The sequence below is a fragment of the Streptomyces sp. CB02980 genome, assembly GCF_014451325.2.
Taxonomy (GTDB): domain Bacteria; phylum Actinomycetota; class Actinomycetes; order Streptomycetales; family Streptomycetaceae; genus Streptomyces.
The window spans coordinates 226,845-242,519 of the sequence record NZ_JACSCH020000001.1; the positions used below are offsets into that span (position 1 = coordinate 226,845).

Below are 15,675 nucleotides of genomic sequence, written 5' to 3' on the forward strand. Positions count from 1 at the left end.
ATTCAGTGCCGTTTCACGCGCCTTCACGCGCCGTCGGGCTCGGAGGCCAGCGGAACCTCGCCGACGGTCTTGCTGAAGCCGAGGGCTTCCGCGATCCGGCCGTCCGTCACGCGCATGACGTTGACGCCGTGCACCCACTGGTCGGGGCCGTCCCCGAAGCGGTAGGTCCACACGATCGTCGCGCGGTCGCCCGCCACGATCACCTCCTGCGGGGTGAACTGCGTGGCGAGGTCGTCGACGAGGGCCGTCCACCACTCCGTACAGGCTTCGCGCCCGACGACCCGCTCCCCGCGCGGCGCGGGCTGGACGCTCTCCATGACGCAGTCCTCGGCGACCAGGTCGGCCAGGAGAGCCGCATCACGGTCGGTGAACGCGCGGTTGAAACGGGCGATGACTTCGGCGGTGCTGCGCACGGACATGACGCCTCCTCGAACGAGATAGACCAGTCGATCTATCGCCTACAGATATAGATAGACCGATTGATCTACCGCGTCAAGCGCTGGCACAATCACGCCATGACTGCTTCCACCAAGCCCGGCCCCCGCGAACGCCTGATGGTCGCCGCCCAGGAGCTGACCTACACGCACGGTGTCGGCGTCGGCGTGGACACCCTGCTCAAGGCGGCCGGCGTCGCACGCCGTTCCCTGTACGAACACTTCGGCGGCAAGGACGGCCTGATCGCCGAGGTGCTGCGCCGCAGCACCGCCGAGGACGTGGCGGAGTACCGCGCCACCATGGACGCCGCGGGCGACGACCCACGGACCCGGCTCCTCGCGGTCGTCGACCAGCTCGGCCGCATCGCCGCGGGCCCGGACTTCCACGGCTGCCGCTACCTCGCCGCCGACCTCGCGCTCACCAACCGGGACCATCCGGGCCACGAGGTCACGCGGGCCTACCGGCGTACCCTCCACGGGCTGTTCACGGACGAGTTCGCCGCCCTCGGACACGCGCGCCCCGACTTCGCCGCCGACCAGCTGCTCATCCTCGTCGACGGCCTTCTCGCCACCGGCGCGGCCCGCCCCGAGGACCGGCCGCCCGTCGCCGCGGCCCGCGAACTCGCCGAACACATCGTCGACGCCGGGCTCCCCCAGCCGCTGGAACGGCGGACCCCCACTACAGGAACGGAACGGGAGCCCCGACCTTAGGGTGATCTTGCCGGCACACGCGGTCGGCCTTCGGGATGTCTTTCGTGGCCGGCTCAGCCTCAGAATTCTCGGCCGGCTCCTGGTGGCTGCGGGCCGGCACATGGCCCGGGGCCCGGCTCGGGCTCAGGCAGGCGGACCGGCTGGGGTGTCAGGATGACGGGCGCGGCTGCGGGCGGGTCGTCCCCGGGAGGCAGGTGACCGCCGGGTTGTACGTGGTGAACTGGCCCTTGGGGTTCTTCTTCCACAGCCAGAGGTGCAGGGCGTAGTGGAGGGGCTGGCCGGGGAAGTTGCCACGGTTGGGGCCCTTGAAGGGCACGCCGAACATGCTCGGCCGGTCGTCGTCCGTTTTCAGGCTCTGGTCGCGGTCGTGGACCAGCCACTCCACGCCGACGAGACGCTTGCCGCCCTTGCCGTCGTCCTCGTAGAAGAGGGCGGTGGGCTTCGCCGGGTCCGTCGAGTTGTCGTAGGCGTGGTTGAAATGCGGGTAGCCGAGCGCGCCCGTGCCACCCGCCCGGTCGAAGACGCAGTACTGATCGGGCTTGTAGCCGGCCCGCACACCGTTCGCGTGCTGCTGGTACGGAGCGGTCACCCGATAGGTGACCGCCTTGTCCGCCGCTGCCTCCGCCTCCGCCCTGCCGGGCTCCGGCCCGGCGACGGCGGGCGCCACGGCGAGCGCGGTGGCGCCGGCCAGGACCAGGGCGAGCGTGCGGGCCATACTCGGACTCCTCAACGGCGGCGGGCCTCGGATGCCCCACTAGCCCTTCCCCCACCCACCTCACCCGTCCCACGGAGGGTCCGGACGGAGGACACCCGGCCCGGCGATCCCGGGAGCCGTGAGCCCTGTGGGACGGCACGATCGGTGTCGAGCTGACGGTGGAGGCCGGCCACGCCGCCTGACCTCATCCGGGTGTGTGATTCTTCCCGACTTGCCGGTTCGCAGGGCAGTGGTCTTCGCTGTCACGAGCAGGCGCGAAGACCACCGCCCGCTGCGTTCGGGCAGACACCGCGTGGAGAAGACACTGATGACAGGCACGACAACATGTCCGGTTCTCGGGACGGAGGGGCTTCCCGGCCTCTCCGACACGCGGTTCGTACGCGATCCGTATCCCGTCCTGGCTGCCTTGCGGCGTGCCGACCCCGTCCACTTCGACGCCGAAACCGGGTTGTGGCTGGTCAGCCGGTACGCCGATGTACGGCAGGTGCTGTTGGATCCGGTTGCCTACCTGCCGGACAACGCCCAGCACGCCGTCTCCCCGCTCTCCATGCCAACGCTGCGCGGGCTCGCCCGGGCACGGTTCGCACTGCCGCCCGCGCTCGCCAACAACGGTGGCTCCAGCCACGCCGAACTTCGCCGGCTTGTCACTCGATTCTTCAACGCCGACCGTGTGAGCACGGCGGTACCGCTGATCGAGGAGACGGCGCGGGAGATGGTTGCCGACCTGAGCGATCGGTTCGCATCCGGCCACCCGTGTGACATCGCCGTCGAGTACGCACAGCTCCTGCCGTGCCGGGTGATGATGCGACTGCTCGGCGTCGACGGCATATCCGACACCACGCTCACGACGTGGAGCGACGCCGCCCTGGAACTGTTCTACGGCTGGCCGTCGCCCGAGCGGCAGACCCGTCTCGGGGAGTTGGTCGGGGACTTCTACCGGTGGCTGGCAGACCAGGTGGCCCGGGACGCACCTGCGGACGGTCTGATCGGCTCCCTCCGTGCACACCGGCTGCCCAGTGGTGAGCCGCTCGATCCTGCGACCGCCGTTGCCGTGTGCTTCTTCGTCTTCATCGCCGGACAATCCACCACGGGACAGCTGATCTCCACGGCACTGCTCCGCGCGTTGGCCGAACCCGAGGCGTGGGCGCGGGCCGCCACCGAGGACGGCTTCGCAGAGGCCTGGGTGGAGGAGATCCTCCGCCGTGAACCCCCGGTCACCACCTGGCGCAGGGTCACAGCACATGAGGTGGAACTGTCCGGGACGAAGCTGCCCGCCGGCTCGCAACTCCTGCTCATGCTGATGGGGACGGGTTCGGATCCAGAGGTGTTCGAAGAGCCCGAGGTGCTGCGTCCGTATCGGGACAACATTCGCCATCACCTCTCCTTCGGAGTGGGCCGGCACCGCTGTCCGGGAGCGTCTCTGGCGCGCACCGAGGCGGCTGTGGCACTCCGCACGGCCGCACGGCTGCTGCCCGATGCGGTCCTCGCCGAGGACGGCGACCCTTCCATGCTGGGGCTGCTGTCCTTCCGCGCCCCCCTGCACGTGGTGGTGCGGAGCAGCTGATCCCCCACACCACCGGCGCCGTGGACGTGCCTCTCCTGGACCGGGGTCTGCGGGTGGGGCAGTGGCTGGGCGTGGGGGGTGGCCGGAGCGCTGGAGCATGTGCAGGACGGCGGAGTTCCCGGCGGTGCGCCGAAGCGCCAGGATGCCGGCACCGTCGAAGGGCGCCTGCCTGCGGGGCGCTGAGGTCCTCGCCTCCTCGGCTGACGCGGGACCGTGCAAGGTGGTCCCCCTACGGGACCGCGTTCAGGCCGGCGGGAGGTGCGTGGTGCGGTCCCGTCGCGCTGCTGCGCGTAGTGCCGCGACGACGGCCAAGGTCGTCGGGTCGGTCGCCTCGGTGTGACGGGTCGCGGCGAACAGGAGGCGCAGGATCGGGTGGTCTTCGATGGGCGCCGTGCGGATTCCGGGCGTGCCCGGGTCGATGGCCGTCTGGGGGACGAGCGCGGTGGCGAGGCCGGCGCGAGCGAGGGCGAGCTGCGCGGCGATGTCGGCGGTGACGTAGCGCGCCGCAGGTGTGAAGCCGGCCTGGTGGCAGGCGCGCAGGATGGCCTGTCCGCAGTCCGTGGTCCCCGGCGGCACGACAAGGTCGTGCGTGGCCAGTTCGCGCAGGGCGCGGGGACGCTCGTCGGATCCGTCGGCGGCGGTGACGACGAGCAGCGGATCGTCGAGCAGCGGCGAGACCTGGACACCCCGGGGCGCGGTCTCCGGCAGATGGTGGTATCGCTGCCCCAGCACCACGTCGACAGTGCCGAGAGCGAGTTCCCGCAGCTGCGCTTGGTCGGTGACGAGACAGGTCACCGCGAGCTGCGGATGATCCGATCCCAGCGCGGCCAGCGCGGGGGCCACGATCCTGGCGACGGTCGACGGCAACGCCGCGAGCGTGGCGGTGGCGCCGACCGTCCCCTTGACCGCCGCGACGGCGGACTCGGCTTCCTCCATGGCGGCGAGGATCCGGTCGGCGTGTTCGAGCAGGACGCGGCCCGCCTCCGTGAGCGCGACGGTTCGCCCGTCGGGACGCAGTAGATCGACCCCCACGTCGTGTCTCAGCGCGGCCAGCTGTTGGGACACGGCACCGGCGGACAGCTCCAGGGACTGGGCGGCCGCAGTGATCGAGCCGCGGGCGGCGACGGTCTTGAGCATGTACAGACGGCGGATATCCAGCATGACTCGATAGATTACCTAAAGGGTTCCATGAGAAATGATCCCCTTGACCTGCCGAGTCGAGGTGAGCGACCGTCAGCTCATGGAAATCTTCGACTGCATCTCCTCGGTTGCCCGGCCCATCCACGATTTCGGGGACGAGTTCATGTCCGACGACGCGACCGCCGCCATCGGCCTGCGCGCCGGGTTCGCCCCAGGGCGCGGCTTCTACTGCCGCGGACGATTCGGAGTGCTCGGCGAGGCACCGGCTCAGGTGGTCCAAGCGGTGCAGGGCTTCCTCGGCCCTGATCTGGTCATCGCCGGCTGGCGGGACGGACGGTCCGTGATGCCGCCTGAGGAATCCGCCGCATGCTACGCACAGGCCGTCCGGACGTGGGGGCGCGCCCACATCTCCGCCGACGTCGACGTCGAGCAGTTCAACCACCTGGCGCAGCGGCTGATCGACGCCGCCGACGCCGACGCACTGCCCCTGTTCGCCGGCTGGCGCGCGCAGCCCTGCCCCGGCGACGACCCCGTCGGGGCGGCGATGCAGCGCATACACGTCCTGCGGGAACACCGTGGGGCCTGCCATCTGGCCGCGGTGCGCCTGTGCGGGCTGAGCGCCCAAGAGGCAATGGTCATCAACCTCGGCATCGAGCAGGCAACCCACTACGGCTGGCAAGAGCCACGTCCCGTCGCCTCAGCCCTGATCTCCCGATGGCAGCGTGCCGAGCGACTCACCGACGAGCTGCAGGCTCCGCTCTACGCCGCCCTGACCGACGGGCAACGCACCGCATTCGCCCAGCACGTCGACGCGTTGACGCGTTGACGCGTTGACGCGTTGACGGCGCTCTACTCGACGGATCCAGGTCGTTGACGCAGCAGCCATCCGCCGAGCAGCACCGCGCAGGCCGCGACAGAAAGCAGGCCGCCGGCGAGGAACGTGCCCCGAGAAGTACGCCTTGTCCGCGCGGAGTTTGACGGGTCGGCGCCGCCGTGGGTCCCCGGCGGGACCGGACGGCGGGTTTGCCGCGGACGAGCGGTTTGAGGGCGAGGCGGTCGTGCATGTTCGCGCCGGACACGGCGACGAGCGGGATGCCCTGGGCATCCCGCTAAGTCTTGATCGGTGCGGCCGACCTGGCGGCCTGCTCGATCTTCGCGCAGTGGGCGGCACGGGCTTCCTCGTCGATCTGCTTCTCGTGTTCGGCGCGCAACCCGGTCCGGCCGTCGAGGCCCTCGCGCAGGATGTCGGCGTGCCCGGCATGCCGGATGGACTCGCCGAGGACATGGACCATGATGGCGAACAGGTTCGTGTGGGAATGAGGCTCCGGCCACCACGGCACGTGGCCGGGGGCGTCGAGGGGAAGCTCGTCGATCGTCGCGTCCGAGTGTTCCCACGTGCGCCGGTAGAACCCGATGATCTGATCGCGGGTCTCGTCCGCGGTCGCCCACTGATCGCTGCCGTCGGAGTCCTGCCACCGGGGCAGCGGTTCCGGGGAAGGGCGGCCGAAGACCTCGCCGAAGTACCTGGCCTCGACGGTGGCCACGTGTTTGACCAGGCCGAGGAGGTTGGTCCCGGTCGCTGTCAAAGGCCGGCGGGCGTCGTATTCGGACAAGCCGTCGAGTTTCCAGAGCAGCGCCTGGCGGTCCCGCCGCAGTCTCCCGTGCAGGTTGTCTTTGGCGAATTCATCGATCATGCGGCATGAGCCTGCCATGGGCTGCTCGTGGTCTCAAATCTCGTACGTGGTCCGCAACGACTGGCAGTGCGGGGGCGCGGTCAGTGCGCCTGGCGCAGCAGGAACTCCTCGGCGGCCCGGGCGCCGCCGTCGCTGCGGCTCTGGGTGGAGTGGCCGGCCCCCGCGAGAACGACGAGTTCGGCCCGCGGGGTCACGGAGGCCAGGTCGCGGGCCCACTGCACCGGCGTCGACAGGTCCCGGTCGCCGGCGAGGATCAGTACCGGCATCGTCAGCGTGCGGCGGGGCACGGCTTGGTCGGGGCGTGAGGAGGGCCAGGGCAAGCAGGTCTGCGGGATGCCCTGCGCCCCCGCCGTCTTCCGCTCGAAGGGCCACACCGCCGCCGGCCGGATCCGTTGGACGGCCCGCTTCAGGGCTTGTTCCCGTCCCTCGGCGGGGGCGGAGGCGTCGCCCCATGGCCATCGGGAGTCGGCACAGAGCGTCGCGGCGTGCAGTCCGGAGCTGAACTCCGAAGGCGGTTCGTCGGACGGCGCGGAGAACCCGGCTACGAGACCGTCGAGGCGGGCCCGGTCGCCGGCGGCGGAGGCGTGGAGGGCGCCGAGGATGCCGAACCGGGGGTTGTCGAGCTTGGGGTCGATGATGCTCGCGATGACGAGCAGGTTGAACACCCCGACCCCGTTGCCGTCGCGCCGGACGACGGTCGCCAGGTCCCGGGCCGGGTCGAAACCGCACCCCTGCTCACGGCAGGCGGTGCGGAGTACCCGTGCGGAGTGGCCGAGGGCGTTCTCGTACAGCACGCCCGCACCGTCGAGCGGTACGACGGAGTCGAGGACCAGTGCCCGGACCCGATGCGGATGGGTCAGGGCGTACCGGCCGGCGGTGAACGTGCCGTACGAGACCCCGTCGAGCGTCCAGGAGCCCACGCCGAGGGCGCGCCGCAGGTCTTCCAGATCGGCCACCGTGTCAGCGGTGGTGTAGAAGTTCCGGTTCACGCCGAGGTTCTTGGCGCAGGCGGTGACGGCGCCGGGCGTGGGAACGACGGTGTCGCTGCTGCCCACCTCTGCCTGGAGCTGCGGGCAGTCGACGGCCGCACCGCCGGTGCCCCGCTGATCGATCATCACCAGTCGGTACTGGGCCAGGGCTTCGGGAAGCCGCTCGCGGATCCGCTGGACGAAGGGGACGCCCGGCTGGCCGGGGCCACCGGTGAGGAAGAGCAGTGTCCCCCTGGGCGCGTCGGCGGTGCCGAAGACCGCGGTCTGGAGTTTCAGTGTGCCCGGCATGGCGCCCGTACGGTCGAGAGGCACGGTGAGATCGGCGCAGGTCACGTCGGTCTGTCCGGGGCAGGGGCGCGGATCGGTGAGCCCCGGTGCCACGTGGGAGGCAGCGGAGGGAACGGTGGGGACCGAGGGGTACGGGGCCGGGGTGGCGCCTGGTGCGGAGCTCGCGCACACAACGGCCGTCAGGGCGGCCGCCACGGTCGTAGCGGCTCTGGTCAGGAAGGTCATCGTCACGTTCCCCCACGAGGAAGACGGTGCGCCGTACAGCACCCGTGGAAGCACGGCGCCGGCCGGGTCTCCGGCCGGTGCCAGTCTGTGGCGCGCCCTGCGCCGGTGCGTTGGACATTCATGCGCGATCCGCGAGAACACCCCTCAAGGCACTGGGGACGCGCCCCGTATGGCTGCGGCACACACGGGTCAGATGCGCCTGGTCGGCGAACCCGTAGGTGTACGCGAGGGTGCGCAGGCTGTCCTCGCCCTCCTCGATCGCGTGCAGGACACCCCGGATCCGCAGCTCGTTGCGGTGGTGTGTGAGGGTCGTGCCGGTGACGGCGCGGAAGACGCGGCTGAGATGGTGCGGCGAGACGCCTGCCGCGCGGGCCAGCTCCTCCAAGGAGAGGCGCAGCCCTGGAGTTCCGCCGGCCAGGACGGCACAGACGTCGCGGACCAGCCGGGCGTGGGCGCGGGCGGCAGCGGGGCGGCGGCTCGTGTCCGTGCGCCAGTGACCGGCGGAGGCGGCTATGTCGTCAAGCAACCGGTGCAGTCGCTCGCCCAGTTCGAAGTCGTCGGCCCCGCGCCGTGCCGCCGCCAGCAGGGCGCGGTGGTGCACGTCGGTGGTGCCGGTGACAGTGAAGCGGCGGGAGAGCGGCGGGCCGTCGAACCGGTCGGTGAACAGCTCGGCGCCGAGCCGGATCTCTGTGGACCGGTCACCGGGGCCGATCGGGTGGGCGACCCGGTGTTCATCGCCCGGCCGGGTGAGGTATCCGCCGCTCGCGTCGACGAAGAACTCCTCGCCGGCGATCCGACGGAGGTAGCCGCCGGCCCGGGCCAGGACCACGGTGTACCCGTCCGCGTGCCCGGGCCCGACGAATCCCGCGCTGTCCTCGCAGCACAGGATGTCCTGGACGGTGATCCCGGCGGCGCTGATCCGGCCGCGCAGCGCGCCGCGCCGCTCCCGTACGGCCTCGTCCTCGAGTAACTCCCGGACGCTGCGGCCCTCTTCGTTCATGCGTTTCCCCCTGAGGCCTCGGATCCCCCACCCTGGGGCGGTTCACACGCGCTGGAGGGAACCGACGGGAAGGCCTACCGCTTCAGGACGCGTCGTCCAGGTCGTCGACCGGCTCGTCCTGGACCCGCAGGGCCGCCACCCCCAGCGCCCCGGAGTTCGAGGAGCCCGCGGGTGGAGCCGTTCAGGACACCGGTGAGCAGGACCCGGGGCAGTATCACGCCCGCGACCACGAGGGCCGGTCCCCACCCGGGTCCGAAGACCGTGGCGATCCAGGCGCCCACTCCGGCGGCGAACCCTGACCCGCGCGCCCGCGGAGTGAGCACTCGACCGGTCGCGGACTGAGTACGGGTGCTCATGGCGAGGCGCCCGCCTGTTCCTACCCTGAGGGGTGGTTGTCGAGCGGGCCGAACGGCAGGGAGTCCATGAACTCATCCATGTATGACGCGAGCAGTGGTTCCTGCGCGTCGGAGGACTGGCCGATGCTCTACCTCTCCACAGTGGCCGTGCTGGCCGGGTTCGGTCTGTTGATCAACCTGATCTCCCTCTGGGTGAGTGTCAACGTCGACCGGCCCCCCAAGGCGTGGGCACTGCCGATGGTCCTGCTGCCGTGGGTGGGCCTGATCGTGGCGTTGGCGGCTTCCGTGGGGCTGGGCCTGGAGGCTGCGGACCAGGGTGAATCTCCCTGGCCGTTCCTGCTTGCAGGAGCCGGGGCACACCTGGGGGCGCTGGCCGCCACGGCCGCCTTGATCCGGTCCGCTGTGAGAAGGGCCGGTCGTGACGACACCTCAGTGCGAGGCGCTGCCGAGCCCGGCGCGCGTGCCGGCGACACGCGCAGCTCTGGAGCGAAGTCCGTGCGGGTGGATGCAGTCGGCATCACGGCGGATGACGCACCGGAGCACGGCGGGAGCCGGCGCGCCGGCACTTCGAAGGAAGACAACGCCTCCTCGACGCCTACGCACCCGCGGCCCTCCACCACCGGCCGCGCCGCGCACACCCGCTCCCCCGGCTCTCACGAGGAATGGCAGGCCCGGGTGATCCGGCGGCCGGACGACGTGGGGTACGGCATCCTGCTGCACCGGAAAGCCGAGAAGTACTTCGAGCACCACCACCGCCTGATGGACTGGCACGTGCCCTCCGGCTGCCACACGGGCGAGGCCGCCACGGCGGGCGACGCCCTCGCGGTGCTCGCCCTGGGTGAGACCATCCATCGCACGGTCCTTTCGGACCGCCCCTGGTCCGTGCACGATGCCCTGAAGCTGGGAGCCTCATGGAATGAGGTGGCAGCCGCACTGGACGGCACCACGGACGAGGCCCGCGCCGTCCTACGGACGTACGCGGAGGTACAGCGACAGCAGTACAAGGAAACCGAGATGACGGGATACAGACCCTCCGGCTACTCGTCCGACGAATACCGGTCCGTGCTCGCGCTCATCAGACTGACCGACGACGACCGCTCTTTGTAGTTGTTCCCCGCCTCGTCCCTCAGCCGGGAGCCTCGGGCGGCGCCTCACTACCCGTGGAGGTCTGCACGGGTAGTGAGGCCGCCTTCTGCTGCCCCCGGGTGATCGGCAGAGAGGCCGGTGGGCGGCCGAGAACTGAGGGAAAGCGGCTGCGCCCGGTACGACGGCAGAGTCCCGGTACGACGGCAGGGCCCGAGCCGCGCGTTGCGGTCCGGGCCCTGCCTTGCGCGGTGGCCGCCCTGCGGCGGTGCGTCAGCTCTGTGCGGTGTCGCCGCTCCCCTGCGCGGCGCCCCCGGCTCCGCTTGTCTTCTCGCGCATCTTGCGCACCAGCTCCGCCTTCTTGTCGGCTGCGCTCTGGCGGTCGAGGTTGCGGTGCGGACCGTTGTTCTGCCGTTCGGCACGGGACAGCTTCTTGCGCTGGCCGCCACCCTGGCCCACGGGGTTGTTGATGTTCTTGCTGTCAGTCACGGGTTCTCCCGGTAGTGGTGTGAAGTGATCTGCGGATTCATCGGTAAGGGGACGGGCGCGACCGCGTCGAAGGACGACGTCAGCTGGGGCCCGTCACGCTCTCACTCGTAAATCGACGTCTGGAAGAACATGACAAAGACGGTACCCGGTCCCGTCAGCCCCGCGGACCAACCCTTTCACCGTCCCGGCGTCACCCCTGGCCTTCGCCGAGCACCCGGCGCCGGCCTTCGACCGCCTCGCACGCACTGCCCTCGTCCAGGCCGGGGGCGGGCACGGTGCCAGGGCCGGCCGGCGTACGGCCGGAGGACACGGCCTGTGCACGCCCGCCGTGGGCTCTGCTACCTGGTGCGCCGCTGGAGGACGGCCAGGGCATCCTCGACGCGGCCGAGGTCGATGAGACAGACGGCCAGGTCGTGGCTGTTCTCGGAGGCATGCTGTTCAAGGACGGCGACGGCCTCCTTGGTGCGTCCGGCACCGGCAAGCAGCTCGGCAATGTGCGACGCGGCGTACGAGGCGCCGCCCTCGGGGTGGGAACGCGCCTGGGCGATCGCTTCGTCGACGCCGTCGCGGGCGGCGATCAGCGGCAGCCGCATCCGGTACAGGTCCCACTCCTCCTTGCCCCCGCGGGCGGCGGCGAGGGCGTCGAGGTACGCCAGGCCGTCCTCGGGGCGGCCCTGTGCGAGGCACAGGGCGGACAGAGTGTGGAGGATCCAGTCGTCCCCGTTGCGGACATCGGCCTGCAGGCGCATCACGTCGATCGCTTCGTTCCCCCGGCCGTGCCGGGCCAGGAGCTGCGCGAGCTCGAAAGCCGAGGCGGGGTCGTCGGCCGCGGGTCCGCCGGCCTGCCGGTACGCCGCGATCGCCCCCTCCACGTCGCCGCGCTCCTCCCACCACATCGCGAGCCGTTGCACGGCGTACCGCGGGTCATCAGTCGCCGCAGCTGCACGGAGCTCGTCGAGCCGGCCGTTTCGTGCCAGCAACGCGGCCAGTTGCTCACGGTGGAGCATGGAGGTGCCGCCGGCTCGTAGCAGGGCGATCGCCTCGTCGATGCTGCCCTGACGCTCGCGGATCGTGGCGAGCAGCCCGATCGCCGTGTCGCGATCGAGGCCCCGGCAGCACCATGGGAAGTCGGAACACAGGTGCTCGGCCCGGGCGGCGAGCAGCGCGGCGGCTTCCTCGTCGCGGCCGGCTGCGGCCGCGATGTCGACCAGCGCCACGGCGAGGGACGGCTCGCCGATGTGCGGGCGCAACAGGGTGAACGCCTCCTCGGCGCGGCCGTGCCGGGCGAGCAGGCGTGTGTAGGACTCCAGCGCCATCGGGTGTCCGGCCTCCATGCGGACCCGGGTGATCTCGATCGCCTCGTGGATGCGGCCCCAGCCCTCCAGCAGCTCGGCTGCGGCTACCACGGCCGTCCACCAGCCGGTCGCCAGATAGGGAGCGAGCACCTCCATCGCGTCGGCCTGCCGGCCCTGCTCACCCAGCGACCGCGCCCGCTCCAGCGCGCAGAACCACTCCCCACGTCCGGCCTGCAGCCGCACCACGTCGCTGTGGCCGCGTTCGATCAGCCGCGAGACCAGCTCCGGCGGGATCAGGCCGGACCGCGTCCCGGCCTGATGGTCAAGATCAGTAGCGTCCACGGCCACGCACCATAGCGCTCGCCCCTGACACCTTGCCGCCCCACCGGGCGGTTTCGCACACAGCACAGTCGGAATGACGCCCCCGGCCGGCAGGCGCGAGCGCCAGGGCCCGGGGAGGCCGGGACGCTTCTGTGCCTGCCCGGCGCGGGGTGTGTCCGGAGTCTTGCGCCCGTCGGCGCAAGGCAGTACACCATGCATATGACTGACCGGTAGTTCAGTAGCGCCGGGCCGCCAGAGGCGAGTGCGGCGACTCATCGAAGGGCTGTCGGGGGCCCATCGCTCCGCTCGTCGATGATGGCGACCGACGGAAGACCGCGCCATATCAAACATAACTTCCCAAACAGGGCTGAATCGACCGTCGGCGCGCTACTCTCCCCCTCATGCCGACCATGAACATGTCATTCAGGAGCGCCCGTCCTGACACGGCCCCGCGGTTCGGACCGCGCTCGGTCGGGACCGCGTCCTTGAGGAGACCCGTCCGGTTCTCCTTCGTCCTCCTCCTTCTGCTGAGCCTTCTCGGGACACCGGTCCTGGCCAGTGCCGCACCGCCCCCGCCCGCCCGATCCGTCGCGGCCGCCGCCGCGACGGCGAACGGCTCCGCCGTGGCCCAGGCCCAGGCGCGCTGGGGCGACCGGCGACTCGACCAGGTCTCCTTCCTCGGCACCCACAACGCGTTCACCAACTACGAGGACTCCCGCTGGAGTTCGGTGTCCCAGTCCGAGTCCATACGCCACCAGCTCGAGAACGGCGTGCGCGGCCTGAGCCTGGACACCCACTGGTACGAGCGCAGCACGTGGCTCTGCGTCGTCAGCTTCGGCAGCGACTGCTACCCGAGCGACGTCTACCTCTGTCATGGCGAGTGCAAGACCTTCGCCGGGGTCACGTACGCGCTGCCCCGGCAGTCCTTCCAGGGCAGCATGCAGACCGTGGTGGACTTCCTCGCAGCGAATCCCCAGGAGGTGGTGACCATCTTCCTGGAGGACTACGTCAGCGCCCAGCAGCTGGGGAACTCGCTCGGCCGGGTACGCGGCCTCGACCAGCTGCTCTTCCGGCCCGACGCGTGGAACGTGCGCCAGCAGGGGTGGCCGAGGATGACCGACCTCGTCGGATCCGGGAAGCGCCTGCTGATCTTCAGCGACGAGCCTGACCGTGAGCACCTGGGTGTCATGTACGACAAGGCCTGGACCGTCAGCAACTTCTGGAGCCTCGGCGACCTCGGCAACGACCTCTCCTGCGTCAGCCGGTGGTCCGACGTACCGCTGGACCGTCAGGAGCCGGGCTTCCGGCGGCTTTTCACCATGAGCCACCACCGGAACGTGCCCACGCTCATCAACGCCGCTCTCGACAACGGGGCCAAACTGCGGGACCGCATCAACCAGCAGTGCCGCCCGGCGGCCGGCGGCCGCGACCCTAACTTCGTCTCGGTCGACTTCCACCGGACATCCGACAGCAGCGGCCACACGCCGGCCTCCGTCGTCACGGAACTCAACGCCCGCGACTGAGACCCCGCCGGCACGTCCACGCGGCCCGCTCTTCCCGGCATGGGCGGGCGGGCCGCTTCTCCCAGGCGGAGGCGGGCGAGCCGCTCCTCCCGGCATAGGCGGGCGGGCCGCTCCTCCCGGCATGGGCGGGCGGGCCGCTCCTCCCGGCATGGGCGGGCGAGCCACCGTTCCCACACCCGCTGACGGCCGGACGGCCCTGAGGCCGGGCGCGGACGGAGCCGATAGCAGGCCCCGGGCCGAGGCGCCCGGGCACTTCTGCCCTTGTTGTTGGTTACGGCCCCACTGGCCTGAGCCCCACCACCCGACCGGGCCGAGGCGATAGAGACCGCGCGCCCACGCCCCGGGTCGTGACCAGGGCGTGGGCGGAGCCTTGGGTTACAGGCCGCCGGTGTAGAGCAGTTTGTCGGGGGTGCCGGTGCTGAGGCTGTTCAGGACACCCTTGGTGGAGTTGCCGTCGAGCCACTGGCTGATCTCGGCCGGGCTCGCCGTGGGGAACTGGGCCTTGTAGAGCGCGGCGACACCGGCGACGTGAGGGGCGGCCATGGAGGTGCCGTCCATGGCGACGGACCCGCCGCCCATCCTCGCCGACACGACGTCCTGGCCGGGCGCGAAGAGTTCCACGCACCGGCCGTGGTTGGAGAAGGACGTCTCCGCGTCCCACGCGTTGGATGCCGCGACGGTCACCGTGTCAGCCGCCGACGCGGGCGAGACGTCGCAGGCGTCCTTCGAGGAGTTACCCGCCGCGATGACGGGCAGCACGCCCGCGGCGGCGAGGGCCGTGGCGGCATTGTTGAGGGCCACGGACCTGTCCCCGCCGAGGGAGCCGTTCAGGACGGCCGGCTGCCTGGCGTTCTTGGCGACCCAGTCGAAGCCGGCGAGCATCCCCGAATAGGAGCCCCGGCCGTCACAGCCCAGCACGCGGACGCTCACCAGGTTGGCCTTGCGGGCGACCCCGTACGTCCTGCCGGCGACCGTCCCGGCGACGTGCGTGCCGTGGCCGTTGCAGTCCTGGCCGTAACGCCCGTCGCCCATGGCGTCGAAGCCGAAGGTGGCGCGGCCGCCGAACTCGTCGTGGTGGTAGTCGATGCCGGTGTCCAGGATGTACGCGGTCACCCCGGCGCCACTGCCCTGGGTGGTGAAGTCGTTGTCGAGCGGCAGGCTCCACTGGTTGATGCGGTCCAGGCCCCAGGTGGCGGCCGGGCTCCGGGGGACGGCGGGAGCAGACGGCTGGGGCGGGGCGTGCACCACCGCGTCCTCCTCGACCGATGCCACCCCCGGAGTCTTCCTGACGGTGTCCAGCTGCAGCGTGGTCAACGGCGCCGCGAATCCGTTGATGGCCTTGTCGTAGACGAACGTGGGCCTCAGGCCCAGCTTTTCCGTCGCCTCGGCCGCGTCGATCGTCTTGTCGAGGGTCACGATGTACTGGCCAGGCACCGCGTTGGCGGCAGTGACCAGCGGTGCGGGGGTCGGTTCCGGGCCGACGACGGGCTCGGCCGCCGTCGCGGTCGGAACGGTGAGGACCAGGGCGGTCACGGAGGCGCTCGCGAAGGCGAGTCTGGTACGTGTGTTCACGTCGCCGAGCGCATCACGCGGAAACGATCACTGGCTAGGACATCACGAACGATTCAGGCGGATGCCGGAAGCATCACCGCAATGCATCCGCCGAAGCGGTGGCATGGGCCGGCGGAGCGCCCGTCGCCTCGACGCCGCGGATCCTCGCGCTGTACCCGACCACCACTTACCGGCGGGGCGGGGCATCTGCCGGCGAAGGTCGGTGAGTGGGAAGCCGGTAGAAGCATCCTGCGGCGGCCGAGCGCCGTGAGTCGTCCGCGTCCGCGTATCGGCGTA

14 protein-coding genes are annotated in these 15,675 nt (G+C 71.0%); 5 read left to right on the plus strand and 9 right to left on the minus strand.

Annotated elements, in window-relative coordinates:
- Positions 1–23: 23 nt before the first annotated feature.
- The gene (locus E0F75_RS01125) at positions 24–419 is read right to left on the minus strand and encodes a nuclear transport factor 2 family protein (protein WP_187620512.1); all 396 of its coding nucleotides are present in this window, start codon (positions 417–419) and stop codon (positions 24–26) included.
- Between the two features lie 96 nt (positions 420–515).
- Between E0F75_RS01125 and E0F75_RS01130 the strand changes: the two genes are divergently transcribed.
- Positions 516–1,145, plus strand: coding sequence for a TetR/AcrR family transcriptional regulator (locus E0F75_RS01130; RefSeq protein ID WP_187620513.1), 630 nt, complete (start codon positions 516–518; stop codon positions 1,143–1,145).
- A gap of 148 nt (positions 1,146–1,293) precedes the next feature.
- On the opposite strand, the gene E0F75_RS01135 is transcribed toward E0F75_RS01130, so the two are convergent.
- The gene (locus E0F75_RS01135; protein ID WP_187620514.1) at positions 1,294–1,860 is read right to left on the minus strand and encodes a hypothetical protein; all 567 of its coding nucleotides are present in this window, start codon (positions 1,858–1,860) and stop codon (positions 1,294–1,296) included.
- A gap of 307 nt (positions 1,861–2,167) precedes the next feature.
- On the opposite strand from E0F75_RS01135, the gene E0F75_RS01140 reads away from it, so the two are divergent.
- Positions 2,168–3,424 carry a cytochrome P450 gene (locus E0F75_RS01140; RefSeq protein ID WP_187620515.1) on the plus strand — a complete coding sequence of 419 codons (1,257 nt, stop codon included), beginning with the start codon at positions 2,168–2,170 and terminating at the stop codon, positions 3,422–3,424.
- Between the two features lie 243 nt (positions 3,425–3,667).
- Here the strand turns inward: E0F75_RS01140 and E0F75_RS01145 are convergent, their stop codons facing one another.
- Positions 3,668–4,585 (minus strand): LysR family transcriptional regulator, encoded by a 918-nt coding sequence (locus E0F75_RS01145; RefSeq protein ID WP_187620516.1) that lies wholly within the window; start codon positions 4,583–4,585, stop codon positions 3,668–3,670.
- Positions 4,586–4,664: 79 nt separating this feature from the next.
- Here E0F75_RS01145 and E0F75_RS01150 point away from each other — a divergent pair, with 79 nt between their 5' ends.
- The gene (locus E0F75_RS01150; protein WP_187620517.1) at positions 4,665–5,390 is read left to right on the plus strand and encodes a hypothetical protein; all 726 of its coding nucleotides are present in this window, start codon (positions 4,665–4,667) and stop codon (positions 5,388–5,390) included.
- A 283-nt stretch (positions 5,391–5,673) separates the two neighbouring features.
- On the opposite strand, the gene E0F75_RS01160 is transcribed toward E0F75_RS01150, so the two are convergent.
- From E0F75_RS01160 to E0F75_RS01170, 3 genes are all read right to left on the minus strand, one after another.
- Entirely contained in the window at positions 5,674–6,258 is a 585-nt protein-coding gene (locus tag E0F75_RS01160; RefSeq protein WP_187620518.1) for a DinB family protein, read from the minus strand.
- An 80-nt stretch (positions 6,259–6,338) separates the two neighbouring features.
- Complete coding sequence (locus E0F75_RS01165; protein WP_187620519.1) at positions 6,339–7,760, minus strand: alpha/beta fold hydrolase; 1,422 nt, start codon at positions 7,758–7,760, stop codon at positions 6,339–6,341.
- 118 nt (positions 7,761–7,878) lie between these two features.
- Positions 7,879–8,760, minus strand: coding sequence for a helix-turn-helix transcriptional regulator (locus tag E0F75_RS01170; RefSeq protein ID WP_187620520.1), 882 nt, complete (start codon positions 8,758–8,760; stop codon positions 7,879–7,881).
- 434 nt (positions 8,761–9,194) lie between these two features.
- On the opposite strand from E0F75_RS01170, the gene E0F75_RS01175 reads away from it, so the two are divergent.
- Positions 9,195–10,223: a hypothetical protein gene (locus tag E0F75_RS01175; RefSeq protein WP_194479893.1), complete on the plus strand. Its 1,029-nt coding sequence runs from the start codon at positions 9,195–9,197 to the stop codon at positions 10,221–10,223.
- Positions 10,224–10,472: 249 nt separating this feature from the next.
- Here the strand turns inward: E0F75_RS01175 and E0F75_RS01180 are convergent, their stop codons facing one another.
- On the minus strand, positions 10,473–10,688 hold the full coding sequence (locus E0F75_RS01180; protein WP_187620521.1) for a DUF6243 family protein: 216 nt from the start codon (positions 10,686–10,688) through the stop codon (positions 10,473–10,475).
- A 338-nt stretch (positions 10,689–11,026) separates the two neighbouring features.
- A complete protein-coding gene (locus E0F75_RS01185; RefSeq protein ID WP_187620522.1) occupies positions 11,027–12,325 on the minus strand; it encodes a lipopolysaccharide assembly protein LapB in 1,299 nt (432 codons plus the stop codon).
- A 464-nt stretch (positions 12,326–12,789) separates the two neighbouring features.
- Between E0F75_RS01185 and E0F75_RS01190 the strand changes: the two genes are divergently transcribed.
- Positions 12,790–13,827, plus strand: a complete 1,038-nt coding sequence (locus tag E0F75_RS01190) for a PI-PLC domain-containing protein (protein WP_187620523.1) — start codon at positions 12,790–12,792, stop codon at positions 13,825–13,827.
- A 375-nt stretch (positions 13,828–14,202) separates the two neighbouring features.
- On the opposite strand, the gene E0F75_RS01195 is transcribed toward E0F75_RS01190, so the two are convergent.
- The gene (locus E0F75_RS01195; RefSeq protein ID WP_187620524.1) at positions 14,203–15,399 is read right to left on the minus strand and encodes a S8 family peptidase; all 1,197 of its coding nucleotides are present in this window, start codon (positions 15,397–15,399) and stop codon (positions 14,203–14,205) included.
- Positions 15,400–15,675: the final 276 nt, after the last annotated feature.

What these genes read in the sequence shown, in the direction of transcription:
- E0F75_RS01135 (WP_187620514.1), bottom strand. Translation starts at nt 1,860, where the DNA reads ATGGCCCGCACGCTCGCCCTGGTCCTGGCCGGCGCCACCGCGCTCGCC.
- E0F75_RS01145 (WP_187620516.1), bottom strand. Translation starts at nt 4,585, where the DNA reads ATGCTGGATATCCGCCGTCTGTACATGCTCAAGACCGTCGCCGCCCGC.
- E0F75_RS01130 (WP_187620513.1), top strand. Translation starts at nt 516, where the DNA reads ATGACTGCTTCCACCAAGCCCGGCCCCCGCGAACGCCTGATGGTCGCC.
- E0F75_RS01125 (WP_187620512.1), bottom strand. Translation starts at nt 419, where the DNA reads ATGTCCGTGCGCAGCACCGCCGAAGTCATCGCCCGTTTCAACCGCGCG.
- E0F75_RS01175 (WP_194479893.1), top strand. Translation starts at nt 9,195, where the DNA reads ATGTATGACGCGAGCAGTGGTTCCTGCGCGTCGGAGGACTGGCCGATG.
- E0F75_RS01170 (WP_187620520.1), bottom strand. Translation starts at nt 8,760, where the DNA reads ATGAACGAAGAGGGCCGCAGCGTCCGGGAGTTACTCGAGGACGAGGCC.
- E0F75_RS01165 (WP_187620519.1), bottom strand. Translation starts at nt 7,760, where the DNA reads ATGACCTTCCTGACCAGAGCCGCTACGACCGTGGCGGCCGCCCTGACG.
- E0F75_RS01150 (WP_187620517.1), top strand. Translation starts at nt 4,665, where the DNA reads ATGGAAATCTTCGACTGCATCTCCTCGGTTGCCCGGCCCATCCACGAT.
- E0F75_RS01160 (WP_187620518.1), bottom strand. Translation starts at nt 6,258, where the DNA reads ATGATCGATGAATTCGCCAAAGACAACCTGCACGGGAGACTGCGGCGG.
- E0F75_RS01140 (WP_187620515.1), top strand. Translation starts at nt 2,168, where the DNA reads ATGACAGGCACGACAACATGTCCGGTTCTCGGGACGGAGGGGCTTCCC.